Consider the following 26,621-nt stretch of genomic DNA (forward strand, 5'->3'; position numbering starts at 1 on the left):
CCCCTACGTCAGCCGCTCGACGAGCCGCGCCCACGAGCCGGCCTGGAGATCACGTGGGCTGATGGCCGTGACGGGCAGCGGCCAGTCGATCTTGAGGTCGGGGTCGTCGTAGCGTACCGACAGATCTTCCGACGGATCGTGCTCCCTGTCGATGCGGTAACAGGTGTCGGCCTCCTCCGTCAGCGCCTGGAAGCCGTGCAGGAACCCGGCGGGCACGTACAGGGTGACGAAGTCCCGGTCGTCGAGGCGCACCGAGAACTGCCGCCCGAACGTGGGGGAGCCGGGGCGGATGTCCACGAGCGCGTCGTGCACGGCCCCGCGCGCGCACCGCACCAGCTTGGCCTCGCCGCGCCCGGACCTGCCGTGCAGGCCGCGCACGGTGCCCCTGCGCGAGCGCGACTGGCTGTCCTGCGCGAACGCGGCCGGGTCGAGCCCGTGCCCGGCCGCGATCCCGGCGTCGAACGTCCGGGTGAACAGGCCGCGTTCGTCGCGGTGCGGCGACGGCACGAACAGCAGCACCCCGTCGAGCGGGGTCCGCTCCACTCTCATCGAAACCTCCTTTGCGAAGGGACCGGACGGTGGATCCGATCGCGAGCGTCGTCATCCCCGCGCACAACGAGGAGACGGTCATCGGCGCGGGCCTTTCCGCCCTGCTCGGCGCGGCGGCGCCGGGCGAGTTCGACGTCGTGGTGGTGGCCAACGCCTGCGCCGACGGGACCGCGGCCGTCGCCAGAGCGGCGGGTGTGCGGGTGATCGAGACGCCGGTCGGCGGCAAGGCGAACGCGCTGCGGCTCGGTGACGCGGCCTGCCGCACGTTTCCGAGGATCTACCTGGACGCCGACGTCGAGTTGACCACGGGCTCGGCGCGGGCGCTCGTGGCCGCGCTGGCGCGTCCCGGGGTGCTGGCCTGCGCGCCAGTGCCCGTGCTCGACCTCGGCGCGGTCGGGTGGGCGGCCAGGCGGGTGCACCGCGTGCACGACCTGATGGTCGGGCCGACCAGGGTGCTGGCGGGGGCGGGCGTCTACGCGCTCGGCGAGCTGGGCCACGTCAGGGCCTTTCCACTGCCCGACGTGCTGTCGGACGACGGCTGGGTGCACGCGAGCTTCGCCGGCGGCGAGCGGGTCCCGGTGCAGGAGGCCACGTCGCTCGTGCGCCCGGCCCCGACCGTCGCCGCCTACCTGCGCCGCAGGATCCGGGTGCGGCTCGGCAACCGGCAACTGGCCGCCCTCGGCCGCCCGGTGACGCGGACCGGCCTGCGACTGTCGGCCGTGGGCGATCTGGTGCGCCGAGGCCGGGTGAGCCCGCTGGACGCGCTCTGCTACCTGACGGTGCTGGTGCTCGACCGGGCGCTGACCGCCTTCCGGCGCCCCGCGCGGGCCTCGTGGGGGACGACCCGTAAATGATCACTTCGGCAGCAGGTCGTAGGTTCTGATCGTCCCGAACGGCGGGCCGAGCGGGTCTGGTTTGAGGGCGATCGTCCGCAGGTGTCGGAAGCGTCCCGTGCTCATCAGGTACGGCTCCTCCAGCGGGTTGCCGTAGATCATCCGCACCCGGCGCGGGGCGCGGTCCACCGAGGCGATCAGGCGGTTCACGACCTCGCTGAAGATCCTGCCGCGGAACGGGTTGTTGAAGAACGCCACGCTCACGTCGTCGGGGATGGCGTAGTCGAGCACGTCGGAGGCGATCAGCTCGATCTCGCCGCAGCGCCGGCGCACCCGCATGTTCCTGACGTTCTGCCTGGCGATCTCGGTGAGCTCCTGCGACAACTCGACCCCGATGACCCTGCCGAACGGGTACTGGCTGGCCTGCACGATGACCCGGCCCATGCCGGAGCCGAAGTCCACGAACACGTCGCGCTCGCTCACCTCGGTCTTGGGCAGCGCCTTGCGCAGCGCCCGCCAGTTGAGCGCGGCGTAGTAGACGCGGTCCTCGCCGTCGAGCCCGATGTCGGCCAGGTCGACGCGCTCGGCCGTGCGCACGCCGTACCTGCGTTCGTACAGGAGCTGGCCGACGTTGCGCCGCAACCACTTGTATGCACTCATGCGATCACTTTCGCGTAGGCGGCGATGAGGGCTTTGCGGGATTCGTCCCAGGACAGCGGCCCGTGTACCCGCGCCTGGCCGAGCTCGCCCATCCTGCGTCGCTCGTCAGGATGGTCCAGCAGGTACGCGATCAGCTTCGCGAACTCCGCCTCGTCATTGGCCGGCGCGTACACGGCCGCCTCGCCCGCCGACACCCGCGCCTCGCGCAGTTCGAAGGAGACGATCGGCTTGGCCATGGCCATGTACTCCATGACCTTGTTCATCGTGGAGACGTCGTTGAGCGGGTTGAGCGGGTCGGGCGACAGGCACACGTCGGCCGTGGACAGGTAGCGCATCAGGTCCGCGTCCGGGATGCGCCCGGTGAACTCGACCCGGTCGGCCAGCCCGAGCTCCCGCGACAGCGCGACCATCGCCTCGAACGTGTCGCCGCCCCCGACGAACACCGCGTGCCAGTCGTCGCGCGGCAGCTTCGCCAGCGCCCGCAGCGCGTAGTCGACGCCGTCCTGCGGCCCCATGACGCCGAGATAACACAGCAGGTATGGCTTGCCGCGTTTGACCGACTCGTCCGGCGGCACCTGGTGGAAGCGCTCGACCGCGGGCGCGCTGCGTACCACGAACACCTCGTCGGGACGCTTGCCGCCCCTGGTCAACGCGACCTGGCGATAGCTCTCGTTGGTCGCGATCACCACGTGCGCGGCCCGATAGGTGAGCCGCTCTAATCGGCACACGGCCCGGTAGAGCAGGTCCTCGCCCCGGTTGAACCGCGACAGGTACAGCTCGGGCACCAGGTCGTGCTGGTCGAAGACGAATCGGGTGCCCCTGCGCCGCAGCCACCTGGCCACCAGGAAGAACAGGTCGGGCGGGTTGCATCCGTGCACCACGTGGACCGGTCCGATCTTCCTGGCCAGCCTGAAGGTGTGCCAGAGCGCGGAGCCGTACTCCTTGAGGTAGCCGAGCGGCCCGCCGGTGGCGGCCGTGAGCGGGTAGCGGTGGATCGCGATGCCGTCGATCACCGCCTCGGGCTCGGTGTCCTGTTTGGCCCCCTGCGGGCAGATGACGTGCACCTCCCAGCCCGCGTCGCGCAGGGTGACGCTCTCCTGCCACACCCGCCGGTCCAGCGGCACGGAGAGGTTCTCGACGAGGATCAACGCACGTTTACCAGGCAAGGCCCACGTATCCCTGTGTCGCCCGGCGCTCGGCGGCGTCGGGGAGGCGGACGAGGTCGATGATCGTTCGGGTGCCCGCGCGTTCGACGGCGGCGAGCACGGCCGGCTCGCGCGAGCCGATCACGCACACCTCGGCGTGGGCCAGCACGTCGTCCACCGAAGTGGTCAGCAGATCGCCCAGGTGGGGCAGGCGCTGCTCGATGTAGTGCCGGTTGGCGCCCATCAGCCGCGACAACGTCACGTTCTCGTCGTAGATGCGCAGGTCGTAGCCCTTGCCGAGGAGCCGCTCGGCCAGCTCGACCAGCGGGCTCTCGCGCAGGTCGTCGGTGCCCGGCTTGAACGACAGCCCGAACAGTCCGACCTTGCGGCTGTCGGCGGCCACGACCAGCTCGAACGCCCGCTGCAGGTGCGCCTCGTTGGAGGGCAGGACGTGGGAGAGCAGCGGCACGGAGACGTCGGCGCGTCTGGCGGCGTAGACCAGGCCGCGCAGGTCCTTGGGCAGGCACGAGCCGCCGAAGGCGAACCCGGGGCGCAGGTAGGCGGGGCTGATGTTCAGCTTGTCGTCGGCCAGGAACACGTCCATGACCGCGTGCGAGTCCAGCCCGAGCGCCTGGCAGACGGCTCCCAGCTCGTTGGCGAAGCTGATCTTGAGCCCATGAAACGCGTTGTCCGCATATTTCGTCATTTCGGCTACGGCTACCGGCACCCTGAACACCTCGCCGGGAATGCCCTCATACAGCGCGGCCACCCGTTCGCCCGTGGCGCGATCGCTCTCGCCGATCACCGTCTTCGGCGGCTCGAAGAAGTCCCGCACGCTGCTGCCCTCGCGCAGGAACTCCGGGTTCACCGCCACCCCGAAGTCCCGCCCGGCCCGCAGCCCCGAGGCCGACTCCAGGATCGGGATCAGCAGCCCCTCGCAGGTGCCCGGTAACATCGTGCTCCTGAACACCACCGTGTGCCCGCTCTTGAGCGCACCCCCGATCTCCTCGGCCACCCGTTCCAGGTAGAGCGTGGACAGGCTGCCGTTCGGGGCCGACGGCGTGCCGACGCAGACCAGCGACACGTCCGTGGCCCGCACCGCCTCGGCGGCGTCCGGGGTCGCCCGCAGCGCCCCCGCCCGCACCACCCGCTCGGTCAGCTCGCCGATGCGCTCCTCGACCACGGGAGCGCGCCCGGAGGCGATGAGATCCACCTTGACCTGGCTGACGTCCACGCCCACGACCTCATGACCCATCGAGGCCAGGCAGGCGGCCGACACGCAACCGACGTAACCGAGTCCGAAGACACTGATTCTCACGGTCCGGGCCCTCCCCCGTCGCGTCAGGAGCCGGGCCCAAGGCATTTGTCATGCCTAACCCGGCTCACCCTTGTTTGTTCGGTTGGAGCGTTACATTTTCTTGACCTTGCGTACGAGGTCCCGCAGGAGCCCCGAGCGTCTGGCTGTCGCGGCGAGCGAGTCACGGGCCCTGCGCAGGGCCAGCCGCGCCGGGCTGCGCGTGACCAGCCCCTGGCAGACGACGCTCTCGCCGGTCTTGGCCCGCCGCTTGTACTCGTCGTCGCCCCGGCCCAGGTCGATGCGGCTGATGCCGAGCGCGGGGGCCGCGGCCACCAGCTCACGCAGCAGAATCCAGCCGGGGGCCAGCTTGGCGTACTCCGGGTCGTACACCGGGAACCACCAGTGCAGCACGCCGCCCGAGCACATCCCGAAGTGGGCGGCCAGCAGGTGCGGGCCCGCCCGCAACGTGGACAGCACACCGCGGAAGGCGGGGTCGCGGGTGTGCAGCAGCTTGGTGAGCAGCTCCTGCCGGCCGGGGGCGGCGAAATAGTCCTTGGCGCCCGTGGCGGCGTACTGGGCGCGCTTGAGCCGGACGACCTCCCGCAACGCCTCGGCGTCCACGGTGTCCGCCTCGAAGCGGACGGGCCCGTACGCGCGCTCGGCCTTGGCCGTACGCCGCCTGGCCTGCCCCATGTTGTCCTTGCCCGTCCGCGAAGCGCGGCCCAGGTAGCCGTCCAGCCCGCCGGACACGTCCACGTACGGGGAGGCCCGGCGAGAGACGATCCACGGCTCGAACCCCTCCGCCTCAAGCAGGTGGTCGAACTCCAGCCCGCGCACCCCGCGCCCGAGCAGCTCCACCGGTCGGAAAGGGGTGCCGGGCGCGCGCACGGGCCCCTGGAAGTCGGCCCCAGGCCAGCCCACGGGCCGCAGCAGCGCCCCGTCCCTGTGACAGGGCAGCAGCGAGGCGACCTCGCCGCGCGCGTCCCTGGAGACGGCCACCCGCACCGGCTCGAACTCGTGCACCGCCGCCGCGAACCCCGGATGGAAGTACGGGCTGTCCAGCGCAGGGTTGGCCGCCCGCAGCCGGTGCCAGGCGTCCAGCTCCTGACTCGTGAGTTCGTCGAAGGACTTCACGGCAGCCACACCTCCGACGGCCGCAGCAGCGCGGCGAACGACGCCTTGGAGATCTTCCTGCCCGCCAGCGCCCGCGCGCCCTCGCCGAGCAGCACGGCCAGGTAATAGGCGGCGCCCGCCGGCCGGCCCCTGCGCCTGCGGAACAGCTTGACCTTGTTGACGATCAGCAGCGCCGCCAGAGCCGGGTTCGTCCCCGAGTCGCCGCCGATGTGCTCGATCACCGACGCGGGCTCGTACCAGGTCAGCCAGCCCCTGTCGGCGGCCCGCAGGCAGTACTCGGTCTCCTCGCTGTAGAGGAAGAACGACTCGTCCCACGGCCCGATCTCGCGGATCATGGGCACGGACAACAACATCGCCGCCCCGGTCGCCCACGCGAACGGGCCGGGCCGCTCGTACTCGCGGGGGTTGGTCACCAGCTCGCCGAGCCTGCCCAGTCTCCCGGCCAGGTCGCCGCCGATCACCGCCTCGACCACGGCCCTGCGCACCGACGGCCTGCGCCGCAGGGACGGCTGCAGGGAGCCGTCCGGGTTGACCATGTAGGGGACCGCGATGCCGCGGCCCGGCGTCTTCAGGCACTCGGCCAGCGGCACGATCGACCCGGAGGCCAGCCGGCAGTCCGGATTGATCACGTAGATCGCGTCCAGCTCGTCCAGGTCCAGCGCGTCCACCCCGGCGTTGATCGCGGCGGCGTACCCCGCGTTCCTGCCGAGCTGGACCGTGATCACCGGCAGGTCCGCGACCCGCTTGGCGACGGTCAGACAGTCGTCGGCCGAGGCGTTGTCGGCCACGACGACCGCGGCCAGCTCCACCCCGCGCGCGCCCGACGCCAGGCTGCGCAGGCAGCCCTCCAGCACGTCGGCGCTGTTGTAGGTGACGATCACCACCGCGACGCGCATCCGGGCTCAGCCCCGCGCCCGCTTGTAGAAGCGCGCCGCGGCCTTCCTGGCCCGGTGCGCCAGGGGCGGATGGTCGTCGAGCACATGGTGGATCCACCCGTCGTCCAGGTCGTGCCGCAGGCTGTTGCGGGCCTGGAGCCAGGCGCCCGGCGTCGCCCGGCCGCCGTCACTGGTGTACGCGCAGGTCACGCCCGTCTCGCGGAGCCGGCCGAGCACGTGCCTGTCATAGGAGCCGAACGGGATCGCCACCCTGGTCACCGGATGCCCGCACAATCGCCCGATCATCCGGCGGGCGCCGGATAACTCCTCGTCGACCTGCTCAGGGTCCAGCTGCCGCCAGTCGCGGTGGCCCCAGCCGTGCGAGCCGATCCGCATGCCCGACCTGATCAGCTCGGTGACGCCCTCGGTCGTCACCCTCCCGGGCTCGTCGATCAACCCGGCCAGCAGGAAGAACTCGCCGCGCAGGCCGCGTTCGAGCAGCCGGGGCAGGGCGATCTCCACGTCGGAGGCGTTGCCGTCGTCGAAGGTGATGCGTACGTCGCCGCGGTCCACGACCGCGTCCAGCACCCGCTCGAACTGCTCGACGCTGACCCAGGTCGTGTCCTCGCCCGGGTCGAGGGGACGATCGGTGTCGCCGATGCCGTGAACCGTGAGGTTGATGATCGACCCCGTCAGCGTCATACCGTCTCCCCAGTCCGGCTCAGCTCTTGTGTATCCGGCAATCCCCTCGGACCGTTACAAGGGCCGTCAGACCAGGTTCAACGCCGTGAGCCATACCACTCCACGGTCCTGCGCAGCCCCTCTTCCAGCCCCGTGCGCGGGCGCCAGCCGATCAGCTCCAGGGCGGGCCCCAGCTCGGCCGTCTGCGGCACGTCGAGCGGCCGGTCGGCCACCGTCCCGAACGGCGGCGCCGACTCCTCCCCGGCGATCCTGTACAGCAGTTCGACGGCCTCCCGGACGGAGACCCGCGTCCCCGTGCCCACGTCGAACGCCTTCCCGACCGCGCGCTCGCTCCGCCCGGCCAGCACGAACGCCTCGACCACGTCGTCCACGTAGACCCAGTCCACGAGCTTGGCGCCGCTGGTCAGCCGGGGCTTGTCCCCACGCAGCAGGGCCAGCGTCACGTAGGGGACGATCTTGGCGGTGTCGCGCTGGGCCGGGCCGTACACCATGGTCGGCCGCACGATCGTGTACGGCAGGTCCCACAGCCGGTGGTACAGCTCCGCGTAGCCGGTCGCCGCCGTCTTGGCCATCGCGTACGGCGACGGCGGCGCGTTGTGCCCGTTGCCCGGCCTCGGCTCCTCGCTCGACCCCGCCAGCACCACCCGGCAGCCGGTCGTGACGGCCGAGGTCAGCACGTTGACCGTGCCCGCCAGCACGCCCTCCATCGTCGGGCCCACCACCGAGACGTCCCTGGCCCCGTTGACCTCACCCGCCAGGTGATAGACCACCTCCGGGCGCACCTCGGCGAACAGCCGGGCCACCGTCTCGGCGTCGCGCAGGTCCGCCCGATGCCAGACCTCGCCGTGCGCCGACTCCATGGGCCGCCTGCTGACCGCATGCGTGCCGGGACCGAGCCGCCGCACCAGGTGCGAGCCGATGAACCCCGCCGCGCCCGTAACGAGCACCCCACTCATGTACGCCCTCCCTCGCCAAGGAGAAGTCAGTGGACACGCTTGGCGCAGTGTGGGCAGCCGCGGGCGTGCCGGGGCCCGGCGCGCAGGTGGACCGGCCGTTTGACCTGGGGGAGCCGCCCAAGGGCCAGGGAGGAGTCGCTGGTCAGGATCGCCACCTGCAGCCTGCGCAGGTCGGGCGAGGGTTCGAGACCGAGGTCCTTGCTGAGGATGCGCCGCCCGTCGCGGTAGACGTCGAGGGCCTCGGGCTGCCGGCCGCTGCGGTAGAGGGCGATCATGAGCTGGGCGCGGAACTTCTCGCGCAGCGGGTGCTCGCGTACCAGGGCGAACAGTTCGGCGACGAGGTCGGCGTGCCGGCGCAGCCGTAAGTCGGCGTCGATCCGGTCGGCTAACGCCGCCAGTCGCTGCTCCTCCAGCCGGGTGGCCTGGCGGTGCAGGAGGGAGATGTCGTCCAGGCCGGACAGCGCGGGGCCGCGCCACATGTCGAGTCCGGAGCGTAGCAGGTCGCTGCCCTTTGTAACGTTCCCGGCCATGATCGCCTGGCGGCCCTGTCGTACGAGGTCCTCGAACCTCCACGCGTCCACCGTGTCGGAGGGCACGTGGAGCTGGTAGCCGGTGGAGCGGTGCGCGATGGGGGCGTTGTCGCCGAGCATTCGCCTGAGCCGGTGCAACTGCAGCCGCAGGCGCTGCCCGCCGGCGTCGCCCGCCTCGGCGCCCCACAGGGCGTCGATCAGAACGTCACTGTGCGCGACGGAGCCGTGGTGACAGAGCAGCAGTGCCAGCAGGCTGCGCTGCTTGATGGACCGCAGGGGCAATTGGTGCGCTCCAACCGTGACTTCAAGCGCGCCCAAAATGCCGAACCGCATGGCCGTCCTCCTGCTGCATGTGTCCGACTTTCTAGCTGATCGAGCATATGTCGTTCTTGCGCAGTGGGAAACGTTCATGCGGAAACTGCGCTGAAACTCAAGTGAAACGGGGCATCCGCACACTCGCAGAGCGGCCAGTGGTGCTCGTGCGCGGCCGTTTACGACATTCGGGGATTTAGCACCGAATGGGGGGATATGGTGAGTTCTTTTCTGAAGTTCCGTGTCCCGTCGCGAACCCGATCGCGACGGGTGTTTGCGCTTGTCAGCGCCCTGATTCTGGTCTCGGCCCTGTCCGCCGCCAGGACCGACGCCGCCTCGACCGGACCTGAGGGGTCGCACGGCCACGCTGCCCCCTTACGCGCCCCGGTTGATCGTCCGAAAGTGGACAAACTAGGGCCGCTGCCCAAGGCGAAGAAGGGGACCGTACCGGTCAAGCGCTCGACCAAGGTCGCCACGTCCGCGAAGGCACTGGACGCCGCGGCCGACGACCGGGTCGGGCTGCGCGTTCTCGTCGTCGCCGTGGACCAGGACGACTGGGGCATCGCGACCTGGAGATCCGTGCTCAACCGGGTCGGCGCCCAATATGACGTCCTGCTCAGCAGGAGCCAGTCGCTCAGCGCCGCAAATCTCGTCCAGCCCGACGGGACCGGCAGATACAACGCCATTCTGCTGACCAACAACGCGCTGCTCTACTTCGACGGCTCGGAATACGTCAGTGGTCTCGACGCCGGCGAGTGGAACGTTCTATGGGCGTACGAGCGTGATTACGGAGTGCGACAGGTCTCCCTGTACGCCGGCTACGGCACGTGGCCCGAGGACTACTGCCTGCGCCCCGGCAGCGAGGGCGGCGTCGGCGACACCCCGATCGGCACCCAGCTGACCGCGGCGGGCGCGGGCGTGTTCGACTACCTCAAGACCGGCGTCAACGTCCCGATCTCGCTCTCCTACGTCTACCGCAGCACCGTCGCCCCTGACTGCTCGGCCGATGTGATCATGACCAGCGGGTCCGACGTGCTCGGCGTGCGCAGCACGTCCGCCGACGGCCGCGAGCGCATGGCGCTGACGTTCACCTCCAACCAGTACCTGCCGCAGGCCGACCTGCTGACGTTCGGGCTGTTCAGGTGGGCGACCAGGGGCCTGTTCCTCGGCGAGCAGCGCCACTACCTCAACGCCGACGTCGACGACTGGTTCAACTCCACCGACCACCTGTACCCGGACGGCACCCTGGAGACCGACCCCGGCTACCGGATGAGCAGGGCCGACGCGGTGACCACGTACAACAGGCAGCAGAGCTTCCGCGCCGCCAACCCGCTGGCCGCGAACTTCAAGCTGAACATCGCCTACAACGGCGAGGGCGCCAGCCCGACCTCCTCGGCGACGTGCGGGACCCCGTGGCCCTGGGACGACGGGCTCACCAGCTACTCGCGCTGCCGCGCCGCCGACTTCACCTGGATCAACCACACGTTCTCGCACCCGAAGATGAACTTCACGGACTACGCGACGAGCTACGCCGAGATCCAGGAGAACCTCACCAGGGCCGCCGCGCTGGGCTTCAGCGTCGATGCGACCGTGCTCAAGACCGGCGAGTACTCCGGCCTCGGCGTCTACCACCCCGACCCGAACAACGACATCGACCCGCCCACCGACAACGGCCTCGGCGCCTCCAACCCGAACCTGCTGCAGGCCGCCAAGGACCTGGGCGTGAAGTACCTGCACGGCAACATGTCGTTCGGCAGCCACCAGCCGTCCTGCTTCAACTGCGGCATCAACCACCCGCTCCAGCCGTCGCTCCTCGTGGTGCCCGACTGGCCGACCAACATCGCCTACCACACCACGGCGCCCGCCGAGGAGACGCTGTTCTACAACTCCTACTACGGGCCGAACGGCAAGTTCCCGTTCTTCTCCACCGACCAGACCTACGCCCAGATCCTGGACAACGAGAGCGACGTGGCGATGCAGCACGTCATGTCGGGCTCGGTCTACTCGCACACCTTCCACCAGGGCAACCTGCGCGACTACGGCTCGGGCCAGAACCTGGTCTTCGACTGGCTGAACGCCGTCATGGCCAAGTACAACGGCTACTACAACGTCCCGCTGCTCACCCCCAACTGGGGTGATCTCGCCCAGTACGTCGAGAACAGGACCAAGCACTTCGCCGGGCTCGGCGGCGTGAGCGCCGTCTACGACCGGGCGGCCGGCACGGTCACGTTCACCGCGGACGGCGACGCCGCCGTCTTCGCCACCAACGCCGCCGCCCCCGGCGCGACGGCCTACGGCACCGACTCGATCGCGCGGCTGACGCTCACCGCCGGCGTTCCCGTCACGGTCACCGCGAGCGTGCGGCCGTGAAGGTGACTCTGGTGTCGGAGGGGACCTACCCGTTCGCCATGGGCGGGGTGAGCGTCTGGATGGACCAGCTCATCAGGGGCATGCCCGACTACAAGTGGGACGTCGTCACCATGACGGTCGACGGCGGCGAGCGTCCCGTGTGGGACCTGCCGCCCAACCTGGAGCAGGTCATCCCCGTGCCGCTGTGGGGCAAGGTGCGCCGACGGCGCTCCTCGCGGCCGCCAGGCGACTCCTTCAGCGAGATCTACGGGCGCTTCCTGGAGATCGTCCTCACGCCTGCCGTCATGGGGCACGGCAGTGAGGAGTTCCTGTCGGTGCTGGAGTCGCTGCACCGCTTCGCCCACGAGGGCGGCGACCTCGTGGGCGCGCTGACCGCCAATGAGTCGCTGGCGCAGCTCATGGACGCCTGGTACTGGAACAGGACCGACGGGCTCAACCTGGCCGACGCGATCACGGCCGGCGACCTGATGGGCCACATGCTGCGCCCGCTGGCCGAGCCGGCGCCGCGTACCGACCTGATGCACGTCGCCATGAACGGGCTGAGCATGCTGATGGCGATGACCGCCAAATGGCAGCACGGCACCCCGATCGTGCTCTCCGAACACGGCGTCTACCTGCGCGAACGCTACCTGCAGTACGTGGACGAGCCGGTCTCGCACGCGGTGCGGGTGCTGCTGCTCAGCTTCTTCAGACGGCTGGCCGGTGCGGCGTATGTGGCGGCCGACCGCATCGCGCCCCACTCGTCCTACAACCGGCGCTGGCAGATCCACAACGGCGCCGACCCCGACCGGATCCGGATCATGTACAACGGCGTCGACCCGGAGGACTTCCCCCTGGCCGAGTCGGACCCCGACGAGCCCACGCTGGTCTTCATGGGCCGCGTGGACCCGCTGAAGGACCTGCACACGCTGATCCGCGCGTTCGACCTCGTCCGCGGCAAGATCCCCAACGCCCGGCTGCGCATCTTCGGCGGCGTCCCCGCCGGCAACGAGAGCTACCACGAGAGCTGCCTGGACCTCATCGCCGAGCTGGGGCTGGAGGGCGCGGCCCGGTTCGAGGGCCGGGTCTCGACCCCGGTCGACGCCTACCACGCCGGCCAGGTCGTCGCCCTGACCAGCATCTCCGAGGGCTTCCCCTACACCGTCGTCGAGGCCATGGCGTGCGGCAGGCCCACGGTGGTCACCAACGTCGGCGGTGTGGCCGAGGCGGTGGGCGACGCCGGGTTCGTGGTGCCGCCGCGTGACCACGTGGCCGCCGCGGACGCCATGGTGCGCCTGCTGCGCGACGCCGGACTGCGCCGCAGGCTCGGCACCCTCGCCCGCGCCCGGGTGCTTGAGCGCTTCACGCTCCGGCAGTCCCTCGACGACTACCGCGCGGTCTATCGGGAGCTCATTGGGGCCCGTGCATGACCGCCGTCGAGCCGTCCCCGCAGCGCTCCATCGACGACCTCATCGAGCCCATGGGCACCGGCGTCTTCCGCGCCGTCGAACCCCTCCAGGTCGCGGCGATGCTGGAGTCCCAAGGGCTCAACGACAAGATCGCCCGTGAGCGGTACGGCCACGACGACGTCTTCTCGCTGGCCGAGGCCGCCTACTCGCACATCAAGGCCATGAACACCCCGCCGCGCCCCCAGGCCGGCGGGGTGCTCAAGCGGGCCAGGCCGGCCGCCCAGATGCTGCACGGGCTGCTCTACGGCATGCCCGCGGCCCTGCTGCCTGCCGCCTCGGGGCTCGTCGGCACGCAGTGGCTGATGCCGGGCCTGGTCCTGACCACGGGGCTCGGCTGGGTGCTCGGCAGCGTGGCGGCGCGGGTGGCGTACTCGCTGATCGGGCGCGGCTACCCGCGTTCGGCGGGCCGCGTGCTCCGCTCGGGGCTGGTGGTCGGCGTCGTGGGCGCCATGCTGCTGGCCGGCGTGATCGCCGTGGTCAGGAACGGCCCCGTCACGCTCGTCGCCCTCTGCGTCATGCAGATGGCCTTCCAGATCGCCTCGGGGATCCTGCTGCTCTATCGGCGCGAGGGCTGGCTCGGCGTGATCATGATGCCTGCGGTCGTGGCCGGCGTCGCCTACATCGTCATCGGCGACAGCTGGGTGGGCCTGCTGACCGTGTGCGTCGGCGTGGCGTGCATCGCCGCCACCGTGGCGGGCGCGCTCAGACTGACCCTCCTGCACGGCCCGGACGCCCCTGCCGCCGAGCCGCCGCTGCGCGAACTCGCCCGCCTGGAGGCGAGCGCGCTGCTCCCGTCGCTCCTGTACGCCGGGCTGACCGCGATCTTTCTGCTCCAGGCCGAGGGCCGCTACGTGCTCGACAGGACCGACATCGCCGTGGCCGGCGCCGGGCTCGTCCTCGGCATGGGCATCCTGGAGTACCGGGCGCACGCGTTCGAGGACCAGACCAGGGCGGCGATCAGGGAGGTCCGCTACCCGCAGGACTTCACCCGGCGCAGCCGCTGGCTGCTGGCCAAGGGCGTGCTGATCTGCGTCGCCGCGCTGTCCGCACTGTCCGCGCTGCCGCTGACCTTTCTGTACGTCACCGGCGACCTGACCGCCGCCAGCATGGCCATGGCCGCGGCCCACGTGATCGTCGGCGGGGCCTACTTCGTGGCGTTCCTGCTGGCCAACCAGGCCAAGGTCGTGCACCTGTGCGTGGCCCAGGCCGCGGCGCTGGCCGTCCACCCCGTCGGACGGCTCTTCCTGCCCGAGGGACACCCCGCGCTGGCCGACGTCCTGCTCTTCACCGCCGCCGCGACGCTGTTCCTGCTGATCCTGCTCGCCCTGATGAGCCACGGCCTCAGGGACGTCAGACAGTACCGCTGATCCTTTGACCGGGAGGCAATTCATGCACGTCGTCATCCTCGCGGGAGGCAAGGGAGTGCGGCTGCGGCCGTACACGTCCGCGTTGCCCAAGCCCCTGGTGCCGATCGGGGAGGAGTACGCGATCCTGGACATCATCCTGCAGCAGCTCGCCGGCCAGGGCTTCACCACGGCCACGCTCGCGGTCGGGCACCTGAGCCCGCTCATCCGCGCGTTCGTGGGCGACGGCTCCCGCTGGGGGATGGAGGTCGACTACACCGAAGAGGTCACACCGCTGTCGACGATCGGGCCGTTGTTCCCGATCAGGGACCGGTTACCCGAGAACTTCCTGGTGATGAACGGTGACGTGCTCACCACGCTCAACTATGCGGATCTGTTGGCCCAGCACATCGGAACGGGCGCGCCGCTGACCGTGGCCACCTCGCCGCGAGTGGTGAAGATCGATTTCGGCGTGCTGGAGGCGCAGGGCGGCCACATCGTCGGCTTCAGGGAGAAGCCGCTGCTCAGCTACCTGGTGAGCATGGGCGTCTACGCGCTGTCCCTGGAGACGATCGCGCACTATCAGGAGGGCATGCCCTTCGGCTTCGACGAACTGGTGCTCGAACTGCTCGCGCGCGGCACGCCGCCCGGCGTCTACGAGTTCGAGGGCTACTGGCTCGACATCGGCCGCCCCGACGACTACGACGAGGCCAACGCCCGCTTCGACGAGATCAGGCCGCTGCTGCTGCCATCGCGGGAACACGTGCGATGAGCGGTTCGATGAGCACAGTCCTGCTGTTCGGCTCCACGGGGTTCCTCGGCAGCCAGGTCAGGGACCTGCTGGCGGGTGACCCGAGGGTGTCGTGGTTGCTGTGCCCGCGACGCGTCGACCTCGACCTGCTGGCCGCGACGCCCGGCGACGTGGCGGAGCTGCTGCGCGAGGTCCGCCCGACGGTCGTGCTCAACTGCGTGGGCCGGATGTCGGGCGGCTACGACGAACTGCTGCGCGGCAACGCCGGGGTGAGCGCCGTGCTGCTGGAGGCCGTCGCCGCCGCCGCGCCCTCGGCCAGGTTCGTCCGGCTCGGCTCGGCCGCCGAGTACGGCCCCGTGCCGCACGGCCACGACCAGCGCGAGTCCGACCAGGCGCGGCCCACCAGCCCCTACGGCATCAGCCACCTGGCCGGGACGCTGCTGGTCGAGCAGGCCCACGAGGTCGACGCCCTGTCCTTGCGGATCTTCAACCCGGTCGGTCCCGGCATCTCCGCCGACAACGTGCTCGGCCGGGCCCGCGACCTGCTGAAGACCGCGAGCGGGCACATCGACATGGGCCCGCTCGGCGCCATGCGCGACTTCGTCGACGTGCGCGATGTGGCCGATGCGGTGGTGCGCGCCGCGTTCGCGCCCGCGCCGGCCCTCACCGAGCGGGTCGTCAACGTGGGCAGCGGCCAGGCCGTCGCCGTCCGCGACGCGGTCGCGCTGCTGGCAGCGGAATCGGGCTTCACCGGCGAGATCCGCGAGAGCGCCGCAGAGTCCGCCAAATCCCGCGCCGTGAGCTGGAGCAGGGCCGACCTCGCCCGCGCCAGGAAGGTGCTGGGCTGGCGGCCGCGCGTCTCACTGGCCGACTCGGTCAAGGCGATGTTGTGAAGGGGGTCGTGATGGTCGCGCTCCTGGCGACGTTGACCGGGGCTGCGCCCCAGGTCCCGCTGCGGGACGTCCGGACGTTCACGTACGTCCTCCAGGGCTACCCGGGGGGCCGCCTGGACGCCATCGAGCGCGCCCCGCACCAGCTCGCCATCATCGACCTCTCCCGCGACGGTACCACCAAGGGCTACTTCACCCCCGCGGAGATCGCCCGGGTGCGGGCCAGTGGCAAGCGGGTGCTGGCCTACTTCGAGATCGGCTCGATCGAGGAGTTCCGCACCGAGTACCGCCCCCTGGCCCGCGACCTGAAGCTCAACGTCTGGCCGGACTGGCCCGACGAGCACTTCGTGCGCTACTGGGAGCCCCGGTGGTGGCACACGGTGCTCAAACCCCGCATCGACCAGGCGATCCGCGCCGGGTTCGACGGGGTCTACCTGGACACGCCGCTGGCCTACGAGGAGATCGACCTCAAGCGCGTGCCCGGCGAGACCCGCGCCGGCCTGGCCAGGAAGATGAGTGACCTGATCGTCCAGATCAGCCGGTACGCCAAACGCGCCCGCCCCGGCTTCCTCATCGTCCCCCAGAACTCCCCTGAGCTCAGACTCCAGCGCGGCTACGTCGAGGCCATCGACGGCATCGGCATGGAGGAGCTGTTCTTCAAGGCCACCGACAAACCGTGCACCGAGGACTGGTGCCGGGAGAACCTTGAGCACGCCCTGGCCCTGCGCAGGCTCGGCAAGGCCGTGCTCGCCACCGACTACGCCAGGCGGCCGGCGAACATCGCCGCGGCCTGCGCCCGCTACCGCCGCCACGGCATAGCCGGAAACGTGACCGTGGTCGACCTCGACCGCGTCAGTTCGCCTTGTTCCAAGAGAGGATCGTGAAATGCCGAAGACAGTCGGCGTGATCGGCATGGGCTACGTGGGCCTGACGCTGACCGCCGCCCTGGCCCGCAAGGGCTACACCGTGTACGGCGTCGACAGCAGCCCCCACGTGGTCGAGGCGCTGTCCAACGGGCGGATCCACGTGTACGAGCCCGGCGTCGAGGAGGCATTCGCCGAGCACCTCGGCAGCACCATCTTCATCTCCGGCACGCTGCCCGAGCAGCCGCTCGACGCCGCGATCCTGTCCGTCTCCACCCCGGTCGACCTGTCCACGGGCACGCCCGACCTGCGCAACCTGGCCGCCGCCGCCGAGGCCGTCGCCGCCCGTCCGCAGACCCTGGTCGTGGTGCGCAGCACCGTGCCCATCGGCACCAGCCGCAAGGTCGTGCTGCCCGCGCTCACCGCCCGCTGGGGCGAGGGCGTGCGGCTCGTGATGGCGCCCGAGCGCACCATCCAGGGCCAGGCGCTGCGCGAACTCGTCGAGCTGCCCCAGGTGATCGGCGGGCTCGATCAGGAGAGCCTGGAGGCCGGTGCCGAGGTCTTCGCCGGCCTGGCCAACCAGATCGTGCCCGTCTCCAGCCTGGAGACGGCCGAGATGGTCAAACTGTCCAACAACTGCCACACCGACCTGATCTACGCCTTCGGCAACGAGCTCGCGCTCATCGCCGAGCAGCACGGGCTGGACCCGCTGGAGGTCATCAGGGCCACCAACGTCGACTATCCCCGGCCCGACCTGGCCAAGCCCGGGTACGTGGGCGGCGGGTGCCTGTCGAAGGACCCCTACCTGATGATCGCCAGCACCGAACGGCAGCCGTTCCTGGTGGGACAGGCCAGGAAGCTCAACGAGCGACTGCCCGCGCACGTCGCCGAGCGCGTGATCGAGCTGATCCGCGCGACGATCGGCCGCACGGAGGGCGCCAGGCTGTCGGTGCTCGGCTGGGCCTACAAGGGCTGGCCGGCGACCGACGACATGCGCGGCACGCCCATCGCCGACATGATGCCGCTGTTCAGGGCCGCCGGGCTCGAAGTGTTCGGCCACGACCCGATGGTCACCGACGAGGTGATCCGCCAGTACGGAGGCGAGCCCGTCAGCCTCGACAAGGCCTTCGCCGACGCCGACGCCATGCTCGTCATCAACGACCACCCCGACTACCGAGGACTGGAGGTCGAGGCCAGGCTCGCCTCGTCCGGGCTGAAGGTGCTCTTCGACTCGTGGCGCATCCTGGACGAGGCCGCGGTCACCAGGAACGGCGTCCGCTACGCGGGCATCGGCTACACCGCTAAGGAGAACGTCGTATGAGAGTCCTGCTGCTCGGCGGGGCCGGGTTCATCGGGCTGCACCTGGCCCGCAGGCTGAGCGCGGACGGCCACGCCGTCACCGTCGTCGACGACTTCTCCCGGGGGCGCCGCGACGAGGCGCTGGCCGAACTGGACGTCGAGGTGCGCTCGGCCGACCTCACGGACCCGGCCGCTTACGCCGGCATCGAGCCCGGCTGGGACCAGATCTACATGCTGGCCGCGGTCGTCGGCGTGCGCAACGTCGAGTCCGACCCGGCCAGGGTGATCAGGGTCAACACGCTGGCGCTGATGCACCTGCTCGACTGGCTGCGGCCGGGGGAGCGGCTGTTCTTCGCCTCCACCAGCGAGGCGTACGCGGGCTCTGTCAGCGTCGGACTGGCGCCCGTCCCCACGCCGGAGACCGTCCCGCTGGTGGTCGAGGACGTGGGCTCGCCGCGCTACACCTACGCCATCAGCAAGCTGCTCGGCGAGTCGGCCGTGCTGCACACCGCGCGGGCCAAGGGGTTCGAGGCCGTCATCGGCCGCTTCCACAACGTGTACGGCCCCCGCATGGGCGCCGACCACGTCATCCCCGAGCTGTCACTGCGGGCCGCGCGCGGCGAGGACCCCTTCACCCTGTACGGCGCCGACCAGAGCAGGGCGTTCTGCTACGTCGACGACGCCGTCGAGGCGATGGTCCGCCTGATGGCCGAGCCGCAGGCCATGGGCAAGATCGTGCACATCGGCAACGACGCCGAGACCAACATCGGCGACCTGGCCAAGCTCGTCCTGCGTGTCGCCGGCGTCAGCCCCGCGATCCAGCACGTGCCCGCCCCCGCGGGCTCGGTCGCGCGCCGCTGCCCCGACCTCACGGTGCTGCGCGAACTGACCGGGTACGAGCCCCGCGTCGCCCTGGAGGAGGGCGTGCGCAAGACCTACACCTGGTACCGGGAATCATGGACGGCATGACGCAGCAACCCATCGCGTTCTACTACGGGGACGGCGAGCTGGACCGGTTGTCCCGCTTCGACAAGGTCGTGCTCCAGGCCGACTTCTACCGCAGGGAGGAGCTCGACCTGCTGCGCGAGCGCGGCGTGCAGACGCTGGGCTACCTGTCGCTGACCGAGGACGTCGGGCCGGAAGCCCCCTGGCAGCGCCCGGAGCGCAACCCCGACTGGGGCGGCTCGTTCGTCCACACCGGCGACCCCCGGTGGGTCGCGCACGTGGTCGACCAGGCCAGGAGGGCCATCGCCGGCGGCTTCAGCGGATTGTTCCTCGACACGCTGAACATCGAGTTCAACTACCCCGAGGACCTGCCGCACCTGCTCTACCTGATCGCGGCCATCAGAGAGGAGGCGCGGCCGGAATACCTGCTGGCCAACCGTGGGTTCGGGCTGCTGCCGCAGCTCGCCGACCTGGTCGACGGCATCCTGTTCGAGTCGTTCTCCGCCCGCTGGGTTGACACCGGCTCGTACGCGCCCTGGCCCGACGACGTCCTGGAGGTGCACGCCGAGGTGGCCGAGCGGCTGCTCGGCCTCGACATCGACGTCTACGCCCTCGACTACGCGGAGGACGAGGAGCTGACCGAGTACGCCTACCGGCGCGCCCGGGAGTTCGGCATGCTCTGCTTCGTCAGCGACCGGGTGTTGTCCCGGATCTGATCGGCGTCAGATCCGGGACGTCGCGCCGGTCAGTTGATGCGCCAGGTGTCGCCGCCAAGCAGCAGCTCGCTCAGGTCGCCAGGCCCCTTCTGGGCCACGGCCTCTTCGAGCTGCTCGGCCATCAGCCCTTCGTAGGACGGACGGTCGACGCTGCGGAAGATGCCGATCGGCACGTGCTCGAACGCCGGCTCGTCCAGCCTGCTGAGCGCGAAGGCCACGGACGGGTCGGGGTTGTGCGCGTCGTGCACGAGGATGTCGGACTCGGCCACGCCATCGCGGGCCACCACCTCGATACCGCCGTTGGCGGCGCGCACAACGGCCTTGGAGGCGCTCACGATCGGCTGGTCGTGCTCCAGCCGCAGCGTGACGTCGTCGCGGACGTCGGGGTCCTTGAGCTGCTCGAAGGCGTTGTCGTTGAAGATGTTGCAGTTCTGGTAGATCTCGACCAGCGACGTGCCGCGGTGGGCGGTGGCCTCGCGCAGCACCGACTGCAGGTGCTTGCGGTCGGAGTCGATGGTCCTGGCCACGAACGACGCCTCGGCGCCGATGGCCAGCGAGATCGGGTTGAACGGCTTGTCGAGCGAGCCCATGGGCGTCGACTTGGTGATCTTGCCCACTTCGCTCGTCGGCGAGTACTGGCCCTTGGTCAGGCCGTAGATCCGGTTGTTGAACAGCAGGATGTTCAGGTTGACGTTCCTGCGCAGCGCGTGGATCAGGTGGTTGCCGCCGATCGACAGCGCGTCGCCGTCACCGGTGATCACCCAGACGCTCAGGTCGGGCCTGGAAGCGGCCAGCCCGGTCGCGATCGCCGGCGCGCGGCCGTGGATGGAGTGGAAGCCGTAGGTGTTGAGGTAGTACGGGAAACGCGAGGAGCACCCGATGCCCGACACGAACACGATGTTCTCGCGCTTGAGCCCCAGCTCCGGCAGGAAGCTCTGCACCGCGGCCAGGATCGCGTAGTCGCCGCAACCCGGGCACCATCGCACCTCCTGGTCGGACTTGAAGTCCTTCAGGGTCTGCTTGCCGTCCGTCTTGGGAACGAGCGACAGGCCCTTCCCGTTCACGAGCTCAGTCACTGTCGATCACGTCCTGGATGACTCCGGCCAGCTCCTCGGCCTTGAACGGGAGCCCGCGCACACGGTTGTAGCTGATCACGTCAACGAGGTAGCGGGCCCGCAGCAGCATGGCGAGCTGGCCGAGGTTGATCTCCGGCAGCAGCACCTTGTCGTAGCGCTTGAGCACCTCGCCGGTGTTGGCCGGCAGGGGGTTGAGGTGACGCAGGTGGGCCTGGGCGACCTTGCCGCCGGCCCGCCTGATGCGCCGCACGGCCGCGGCGATCGGCCCGTACGTCGATCCCCACCCGATGACCAGCACGCCGGCGTCGCCGTCGGGGTCGTCCACCTCCAGCGGCGGCACGTCGATGCCGGCGATCTTGGCGGCGCGCGTGCGGACCATCAGGTCGTGGTTGTTCGGGTCGTAGGAGATGTTGCCGGTGCCGTCGGCCTTCTCGATGCCGCCGATGCGGTGTTCGAGGCCGGGCGTGCCGGGGATGGCCCAGGGCCGGGCCAGGGTGTCGGTGTCGCGCTTGAACGGCAGGAACTCGCCGTCGGCGCCGTTGGGCTCCCTGGTGAATTCCTGCGAAATGTCGGGCAATTCCGAAATTTCGGGTAGGCGCCAGGGCTCCGAACCGTTGGCCAGGTAGCCGTCCGAGAGCAGCATGACCGGAGTGCGGTACTTGACCGCGATCCGCGCCGCCTCGATGGCCGCGTCGAAGCAGTCGCTCGGCGACATCGGCGCCACGATCGGCACCGGCGACTCGCCGTTGCGGCCGAACATGGCCATCAGCAGGTCGGTCTGCTCGGTCTTGGTCGGCATGCCCGTGCTGGGCCCGGCCCGCTGCACGTCCACGACGATCAGCGGCAGCTCGGTGGTGACCGCCAGGCCCACCGTCTCGGCCTTCAACGCCACACCGGGACCCGAGGTGGTCGTCACGCCCAGCGCGCCGCCGAACGCGGCCCCGAGCGCCGCGCCGACGCCCGCGATCTCGTCCTCCGCCTGGAAGGTGCGGATGCCGAACCGCTTGTGCTTCGACAACTCGTGCAGGATGTCGCTGGCCGGGGTGATCGGGTACGAGCCCAGGAACAGCGGCAGCTTCGACTGCACACTGGCGGCGATCAATCCGTAGGCCAGCGCCTGGTTGCCCGAGATGTTGCGATAGACACCCGGATCCAGCCGCGCCGGCTTGACCTCATAGGAAACGGAGAAGGACTCGGTGGTCTCGCCGTAGTTCCAGCCCGCCTGGAAGGCCGCGATGTTGGCCTTGGCGATCTCGGGCTTCTTGGCGAACTTCTGCTCAAGGAACTTGATCGTGTGCTCGGTCGGCCGGTGGTAGAGCCAGCTCAACAGGCCGAGCGCGAACATGTTCTTCGACCGCTCGGCGTCCTTCTTGGACAGCTCGAAATTTTCGAGAGCCTTGACGGTCAGCGAGGTCAGCGGCACCGCGTGCACGCGCCACTCACTGAGCGAATCGTCCTCCAGCGGGCTGGTCTCGTAGCCGACCTTCTGCAGGTTGCGCTTGGTGAACTCGTCGGTGTTCGCGATGATGTCCGCACCCTTGGGCAGGTCGCCCAGGTTGGCCTTGAGCGCGGCCGGGTTCATGGCCACGAGCACGTTCGGCGCGTCGCCCGGCGTGAGGATGTCGTGGTCGGCGAAATGGAGCTGGAAGCTCGACACGCCCGGCAAGGTGCCTGCGGGCGCGCGGATCTCGGCCGGGAAGTTGGGGAGCGTCGACAGGTCGTTGCCGAACTCCGCGGTGCCCGCCGTGAAGCGGTCGCCGGTGAGCTGCATGCCGTCGCCGGAGTCTCCAGCGAACCTGATGATCACGCGGTCGAGTTGCTGGACCTGCTTTGCCACAGCTCAGTCCTCCTCGACGCGCCAATGCGCGGTTGCCTTGGGCGCGTTCTCTGTTTCCATGCTAGATCCTCGGAAGGTCACGCGTTTGCCGCCCGCAAAGAGCGGGTAAACGCGGTCGGAGTCAAGGGTTAGGTCGGAGAACAACGACGACACAGCCCGGACGCCAGCCTGCAGAGGTCTACATGCAGGCGGGCGAACAGGACGGTTCGGGTCACGAGCGCCAACTATACGTCCCCCCAACACGTGCGCTACGTCAGGGGAGGCCTACCCCGCAGCTCGTTCCCTGACCTGTACAGGCGTCCGGCCTGCAGATCGGCAGAACCGTACAACTCAGGAACGGTGACGAAGCTGTATCCCTTCCCACGCAACCTTTTGAGGATGTCCGGGACCGCATCAACGCTTTCCCGACGGATGTCGTGCATAAGAATGATCGCACCTGGATGCGCCTTACGCACCGCCCGGTCCGTGATGTCGCCGGATTTGCCGTCGACCTGGTCCCCCGCGTCCACATCCCAGGTGACCAGCGACAGCCCGCGCTCGCGTGCCACCTCATACAACTCCTGGCTTATGGCCCCGAACGGCGGCCGCACGAGCTGCGGCCGCTGCCCGATCGCCGCCGAGATCGTGTCCTCCGTACGCGCGATCGAATCGGCGACCTTGCTGCTGGGCTGCTTCGACAGATCCGTGTGCGCCCAACTGTGGTTGCCGACGAGATGGCCCTCCGCGCTCATCCTGCGCAGCAACCCCGGCTGCGCGGCGGCGTTCATCCCGACCGTGAAGAACGTGGCCCGCGCCCGGTTCCTCAACAGGATGTCGAGCAGCCTGCCGGTATAGGGCCCTGGCCCGTCGTCGAACGTCAACGCGACACACTTGGCCTTGGCGCAGTCCACGCTGCCCGCCCGGTTGCTGACCGCGTCCGGGCTCGTCGGACGCGTCGTCATCTCGGGCGCCTCCCGCAGAGCGGTGAGCGCCCGCTCGCGCACCGAGCGCTGCGCCCGCCGTCCCAGATCCGACAGCAGCGGCCCCGCCTTGGCGGCCGGGACCGCCACCGCCTGCCTGCCCAGCGAACACGGCCCGACCTGGCAGTGGTCGAACTCCACCACCAGATCCCCGTTCCGGTTGAACGCCATCGAATCGAACAGGTCGTCGGTCAACTGATTCTTCTTCAGGTGGTTCTTCTTCAGGTGGTTCTTGACCAGAACCTCGAGCTTCCCGAGGCCGTCCCGGCCGTTGAGCAGCCCCGTGGAGCCGACGGCCCTGCCGTTGCGCGGGTCGAACCAGAAGGTTCGCGTGGAGTAGCTCCAGTTCGCGCCGAGGAACTCGCCGGTGCGCAGCCGTACCCCGACGGCCTCCGGGGTGGAGGCGGCGAGCTGCCAGTCCACGTTCAGCTCCGGACTGAGCATCTCCGGCCCGACCTTGCGGTTGGTGCTCGACTTGAAATCACGCACCTGCCGCTCGGCCTGGGCGCGCAGCACCCGGTTGAGCGCCGGGGCGTCGGCCAGCTTCGGATAGTTGATGTGCACGTACCTGTCGGCGGGGGCGTGGCCTTCGGACAGGGTCACGGTGGACAGGCCGACGACGGTCGCCGGGTCGACAAAGTCGATCAGCGTCGGCTCTGCCGGGACCACGACGTCCTTCCCGGGATCGGTGGCGGCCAGAGAGCAGCCTGCGGCCGAGAAAGCCAGCAGAGCGATTCCTGAGAAGAATCGCATTTTGTGCATGGATGTCAGGGTATGGCGGAGATCTTACGGTTTGCACCCTTTTAGGGGTAAGGGGTGCGAGGCTTTGACCGACTCTTTGTTTTACCTTTCGCCCCAAGGGGGCACTCACTGGAGTTTGGGAGCCATGCTTCGGCAACCCCACTCCGACCCCCGTAGCTCCCTCACCCAAGCCCTCTGAGGCCAACCGCCCAACCGAGAGTCGGCCGAGCCCAAGCCGCCCCCTGCCGTCGCCCGTGCCCAAGTCGGGTCTCCGACATCGCCCGCGCCGAATTCGGGTCTCCGACGCCGCCCTCGCCCAAGTTGGGCCCTCAGCGTCGCCCTGCACCTAACTTGAGGACTTGAGGTACCCACCCCACGGCATCATCCTGGGCCGCCGCCCATGGCCCGTCCGGGCTGGCCGGAACCGTCCATGGCCTCACCCAAGCCCCTGGAGTTACGATCACGTCATGGACGGCTACTTCGGGTCTTACGTACTCGTCGCCGCACTGCTCGCCATCGGCATCGCCATCGTGGCCGGCGCCCTGCTGGCCAACCGCCTCCTCCGCCCCTCCCGCCCAACCCCAGAAAAGCTGACCACGTACGAATGCGGCGTGGACCCGGTTGGGGAAGGATGGGCGCAGTCCCAGGTGCGGTACTACGTGTTCACGTACCTGTACGTGGTGTTCGCCGTAGACGCCGTCTTCCTCTTCCCCTGGGCCACCGTCTTCGACGCCCCCGGCTACGGCCTGACCACCCTGGTGGAGATGTTCGTGTTCCTGGGCTTCATCGCCCTGGGGATCGTGTACGCCTGGCGCAAACGCGTACTCACCTGGACCTGACCACCACCCCGAGCCAAACCCGCAACCGCCGCACTCCCACCATCATCGACCACGGCCACCCGCCACCACACACCCCACGAAGCCACTGAGCCCCCAAAGCCCTAAAACGACCCAAACCCACTTCTCGCTCAACGTGCGGCGCCCGCTCAACGTGCGGCGCCCGGTGAAGGTATGGCGCATTCGCGATCCTGTGGCGGCCGGTGAACGTGCGGCGCCCGCTCCATCACGCCCAATCCCACGCTCCAGCAAGCTTTCTACCACCGCACTCCAGGCCCTCCACCGGCCGCCCCACCGCTGAACCCGAGCGAACCCGAGCGAACCCAACAGCCCAACCTTTGCCTGACCTGCGATTCGCGGCAAGAATGGACACCATGGCAGCAACGGATCTCCCGATGCCCACGGTGGGCCCAATTTCCAGGCTGGCGCCCAAACCAATGCGTTTTGTGCTCAACTGGGGCCGCCGCTACTCACTGTGGGTGTTCAACTTCGGGCTGGCCTGCTGCGCCATCGAGTTCATCGCGGCCTCGACCAGCAGGCACGACTTCATCAGGTTCGGCGTGATCCCGTTCGCCAACGGCCCCCGCCAGGCCGACCTGATGATCGTCTCAGGAACGGTCACCGACAAGATGGCCCCGGCAGTGAAGCGCCTCTACGAGCAGATGCCCGACCCCAAGTACGTCATCTCGTTCGGCGCCTGCTCCAACTCCGGCGGCCCCTACTGGGACTCCTACTGCGTCACCAACGGCGTGGACCAGATCATCCCGGTGGACGTCTACGTGCCCGGCTGCCCGCCCCGCCCGGAGGCCCTCCTTTACGGCATCATGAAGCTGCAGGAGAAGATCGCGGGGGAGAATCTCGCCGACCGCTTCATCCCGCCGTCCTCGGGAGAGCAGGCATGAACGCGGGCACCGCACCCCCCGTAGCCGACCGCTTCGCCTCCCACTTCGGTGACCGAGCCCAACTCTCGGAGTCGTACGGCGACATCACCGTTGACGTCGCCCCAACCGACTGGCTCGAACTCCTGACGTTCGCCCGAGACGACCTCGACCACGCGTTCTTCGACTGGCTGACGGGCGTGGACGACCCACCAGAGGCGTTCCTGGTGGTGGCCCACGTCTACAGCCTCTCCACCGGTTCCCGCCTGCTGCTACGCACCCGCGTCCCCCGCACGGCCCCACACCTGCCGAGCGCCGTAGAGATCTACCGGGGCGCCAATTGGCACGAACGCGAAACGTACGAGATGTTCGGCATCATCTTCGACAACCACCCCAATCTCGTCCCATTGCTGCTCCCTGACGGCTTCGAGGGCAACCCCCTCCGCAAAGACTTCATCCTTGCGGCGCGCGTCGCCAAACCCTGGCCCGGAGCCAAAGAGCCTGGCGAATCCGGCCACGGCGCCCCCAGCCGCCGCAAAACCCTCCCCCCAGGAGTCCCCGCCGACTGGGGCACCCCCAATGTCTAACCCTCCCTCACCCCAAACCCGCCAAGCTCCAATCCCACCGAAGCTCTCCGCACCAACAGGGCCTCGCTCCACACCCACCCCGCTCACCC

Annotated in this window: 26 protein-coding genes; 13 read left to right on the plus strand and 13 right to left on the minus strand. The window is 69.6% G+C overall.

The window, feature by feature from the left end:
• Window positions 1–3: 3 nt before the first annotated feature.
• Window positions 4–549, minus strand: a complete 546-nt coding sequence (locus ACFOY2_RS27780) for a dTDP-4-dehydrorhamnose 3,5-epimerase family protein (RefSeq protein ID WP_379531011.1) — start codon at window positions 547–549, stop codon at window positions 4–6.
• Window positions 550–578: 29 nt separating this feature from the next.
• On the opposite strand from ACFOY2_RS27780, the gene ACFOY2_RS27785 reads away from it, so the two are divergent.
• The gene (locus ACFOY2_RS27785; protein ID WP_379531012.1) at window positions 579–1,403 is read left to right on the plus strand and encodes a glycosyltransferase; all 825 of its coding nucleotides are present in this window, start codon (window positions 579–581) and stop codon (window positions 1,401–1,403) included.
• Here the strand turns inward: ACFOY2_RS27785 and ACFOY2_RS27790 are convergent, their stop codons facing one another.
• The 8 genes from ACFOY2_RS27790 to ACFOY2_RS27825 form a co-directional block, all read right to left on the minus strand.
• Window positions 1,404–2,042: a class I SAM-dependent methyltransferase gene (locus tag ACFOY2_RS27790; protein WP_379531013.1), complete on the minus strand. Its 639-nt coding sequence runs from the start codon at window positions 2,040–2,042 to the stop codon at window positions 1,404–1,406. It abuts the gene before it with no gap.
• Window positions 2,039–3,208, minus strand: coding sequence for a glycosyltransferase family 4 protein (locus ACFOY2_RS27795; RefSeq protein WP_379531014.1), 1,170 nt, complete (start codon window positions 3,206–3,208; stop codon window positions 2,039–2,041). Before ACFOY2_RS27795 ends, ACFOY2_RS27790 begins: the two co-directional genes overlap by 4 nt.
• Window positions 3,198–4,505, minus strand: coding sequence for a nucleotide sugar dehydrogenase (locus tag ACFOY2_RS27800; protein ID WP_379531015.1), 1,308 nt, complete (start codon window positions 4,503–4,505; stop codon window positions 3,198–3,200). The genes ACFOY2_RS27795 and ACFOY2_RS27800 overlap by 11 nt, the downstream gene beginning before the upstream one ends.
• A 90-nt stretch (window positions 4,506–4,595) precedes the next feature.
• Window positions 4,596–5,618, minus strand: coding sequence for a GNAT family N-acetyltransferase (locus tag ACFOY2_RS27805; RefSeq protein WP_379531016.1), 1,023 nt, complete (start codon window positions 5,616–5,618; stop codon window positions 4,596–4,598).
• Window positions 5,615–6,514, minus strand: a complete 900-nt coding sequence (locus ACFOY2_RS27810) for a glycosyltransferase family 2 protein (RefSeq protein ID WP_379531017.1) — start codon at window positions 6,512–6,514, stop codon at window positions 5,615–5,617. Before ACFOY2_RS27810 ends, ACFOY2_RS27805 begins: the two co-directional genes overlap by 4 nt.
• Window positions 6,515–6,520: 6 nt before the next feature.
• The gene (locus ACFOY2_RS27815) at window positions 6,521–7,195 is read right to left on the minus strand and encodes a polysaccharide deacetylase family protein (RefSeq protein WP_379531018.1); all 675 of its coding nucleotides are present in this window, start codon (window positions 7,193–7,195) and stop codon (window positions 6,521–6,523) included.
• Between the two features lie 77 nt (window positions 7,196–7,272).
• On the minus strand, window positions 7,273–8,151 hold the full coding sequence (locus ACFOY2_RS27820) for an NAD-dependent epimerase/dehydratase family protein (RefSeq protein ID WP_379531019.1): 879 nt from the start codon (window positions 8,149–8,151) through the stop codon (window positions 7,273–7,275).
• A gap of 26 nt (window positions 8,152–8,177) precedes the next feature.
• A complete protein-coding gene (locus ACFOY2_RS27825; protein ID WP_379531020.1) occupies window positions 8,178–8,963 on the minus strand; it encodes an AfsR/SARP family transcriptional regulator in 786 nt (261 codons plus the stop codon).
• A 432-nt stretch (window positions 8,964–9,395) separates the two neighbouring features.
• Here ACFOY2_RS27825 and ACFOY2_RS27830 point away from each other — a divergent pair, with 432 nt between their 5' ends.
• Genes ACFOY2_RS27830 through ACFOY2_RS27870 form a run of 9 tightly spaced genes read left to right on the plus strand, consistent with a single transcriptional unit; the run spans window position 9,396 to window position 19,618 of the window.
• Window positions 9,396–11,363 carry an Agd3-related carbohydrate deacetylase gene (locus ACFOY2_RS27830; RefSeq protein WP_379531021.1) on the plus strand — a complete coding sequence of 656 codons (1,968 nt, stop codon included), beginning with the start codon at window positions 9,396–9,398 and terminating at the stop codon, window positions 11,361–11,363.
• The gene (pelF, locus tag ACFOY2_RS27835; protein WP_379531022.1) at window positions 11,360–12,772 is read left to right on the plus strand and encodes a GT4 family glycosyltransferase PelF; all 1,413 of its coding nucleotides are present in this window, start codon (window positions 11,360–11,362) and stop codon (window positions 12,770–12,772) included. Before ACFOY2_RS27830 ends, pelF begins: the two co-directional genes overlap by 4 nt.
• A complete protein-coding gene (locus ACFOY2_RS27840) occupies window positions 12,769–14,178 on the plus strand; it encodes a hypothetical protein (RefSeq protein WP_379531023.1) in 1,410 nt (469 codons plus the stop codon). The genes pelF and ACFOY2_RS27840 overlap by 4 nt, the downstream gene beginning before the upstream one ends.
• 22 nt (window positions 14,179–14,200) lie before the next feature.
• A complete protein-coding gene (locus tag ACFOY2_RS27845) occupies window positions 14,201–14,926 on the plus strand; it encodes a sugar phosphate nucleotidyltransferase (RefSeq protein WP_379531024.1) in 726 nt (241 codons plus the stop codon).
• Window positions 14,927–14,934: 8 nt separating this feature from the next.
• Complete coding sequence (locus ACFOY2_RS27850; RefSeq protein ID WP_379531025.1) at window positions 14,935–15,798, plus strand: NAD-dependent epimerase/dehydratase family protein; 864 nt, start codon at window positions 14,935–14,937, stop codon at window positions 15,796–15,798.
• Complete coding sequence (locus ACFOY2_RS27855; protein WP_379531026.1) at window positions 15,795–16,679, plus strand: endo alpha-1,4 polygalactosaminidase; 885 nt, start codon at window positions 15,795–15,797, stop codon at window positions 16,677–16,679. The genes ACFOY2_RS27850 and ACFOY2_RS27855 overlap by 4 nt, the downstream gene beginning before the upstream one ends.
• Before the next feature lies 1 nt (window position 16,680).
• A complete protein-coding gene (locus ACFOY2_RS27860; protein WP_379531027.1) occupies window positions 16,681–17,979 on the plus strand; it encodes a nucleotide sugar dehydrogenase in 1,299 nt (432 codons plus the stop codon).
• A complete protein-coding gene (locus ACFOY2_RS27865; protein WP_379531028.1) occupies window positions 17,976–18,926 on the plus strand; it encodes an NAD-dependent epimerase/dehydratase family protein in 951 nt (316 codons plus the stop codon). Before ACFOY2_RS27860 ends, ACFOY2_RS27865 begins: the two co-directional genes overlap by 4 nt.
• Window positions 18,923–19,618, plus strand: a complete 696-nt coding sequence (locus tag ACFOY2_RS27870) for a hypothetical protein (RefSeq protein ID WP_379531029.1) — start codon at window positions 18,923–18,925, stop codon at window positions 19,616–19,618. The genes ACFOY2_RS27865 and ACFOY2_RS27870 overlap by 4 nt, the downstream gene beginning before the upstream one ends.
• Window positions 19,619–19,647: 29 nt before the next feature.
• On the opposite strand, the gene ACFOY2_RS27875 is transcribed toward ACFOY2_RS27870, so the two are convergent.
• From ACFOY2_RS27875 to ACFOY2_RS27890, 4 genes are all read right to left on the minus strand, one after another.
• Window positions 19,648–20,694, minus strand: coding sequence for a 2-oxoacid:ferredoxin oxidoreductase subunit beta (locus ACFOY2_RS27875; RefSeq protein ID WP_379531030.1), 1,047 nt, complete (start codon window positions 20,692–20,694; stop codon window positions 19,648–19,650).
• Window positions 20,687–22,531 (minus strand): 2-oxoacid:acceptor oxidoreductase subunit alpha, encoded by a 1,845-nt coding sequence (locus ACFOY2_RS27880; RefSeq protein WP_379531031.1) that lies wholly within the window; start codon window positions 22,529–22,531, stop codon window positions 20,687–20,689. Before ACFOY2_RS27880 ends, ACFOY2_RS27875 begins: the two co-directional genes overlap by 8 nt.
• Before the next feature lie 128 nt (window positions 22,532–22,659).
• Window positions 22,660–22,746, minus strand: a complete 87-nt coding sequence (locus ACFOY2_RS27885) for a putative leader peptide (protein WP_357819317.1) — start codon at window positions 22,744–22,746, stop codon at window positions 22,660–22,662.
• Between the two features lie 33 nt (window positions 22,747–22,779).
• The gene (locus tag ACFOY2_RS27890) at window positions 22,780–24,252 is read right to left on the minus strand and encodes a polysaccharide deacetylase family protein (protein ID WP_379531032.1); all 1,473 of its coding nucleotides are present in this window, start codon (window positions 24,250–24,252) and stop codon (window positions 22,780–22,782) included.
• Between the two features lie 446 nt (window positions 24,253–24,698).
• Here ACFOY2_RS27890 and ACFOY2_RS27895 point away from each other — a divergent pair, with 446 nt between their 5' ends.
• The 3 genes from ACFOY2_RS27895 to ACFOY2_RS27905 all read left to right on the plus strand — a co-directional run bounded on the left by ACFOY2_RS27895 (window position 24,699) and on the right by ACFOY2_RS27905 (window position 26,532).
• Window positions 24,699–25,070, plus strand: coding sequence for an NADH-quinone oxidoreductase subunit A (locus ACFOY2_RS27895; RefSeq protein WP_357819023.1), 372 nt, complete (start codon window positions 24,699–24,701; stop codon window positions 25,068–25,070).
• Window positions 25,071–25,504: 434 nt separating this feature from the next.
• A complete protein-coding gene (locus ACFOY2_RS27900; protein WP_449290143.1) occupies window positions 25,505–25,969 on the plus strand; it encodes an NADH-quinone oxidoreductase subunit B in 465 nt (154 codons plus the stop codon).
• The gene (locus tag ACFOY2_RS27905; protein WP_379531033.1) at window positions 25,966–26,532 is read left to right on the plus strand and encodes an NADH-quinone oxidoreductase subunit C; all 567 of its coding nucleotides are present in this window, start codon (window positions 25,966–25,968) and stop codon (window positions 26,530–26,532) included. The genes ACFOY2_RS27900 and ACFOY2_RS27905 overlap by 4 nt, the downstream gene beginning before the upstream one ends.
• Window positions 26,533–26,621 lie beyond the last annotated feature (89 nt).

Source organism: Nonomuraea purpurea, assembly GCF_042650645.1.
Classification (GTDB): domain Bacteria; phylum Actinomycetota; class Actinomycetes; order Streptosporangiales; family Streptosporangiaceae; genus Nonomuraea; species Nonomuraea purpurea.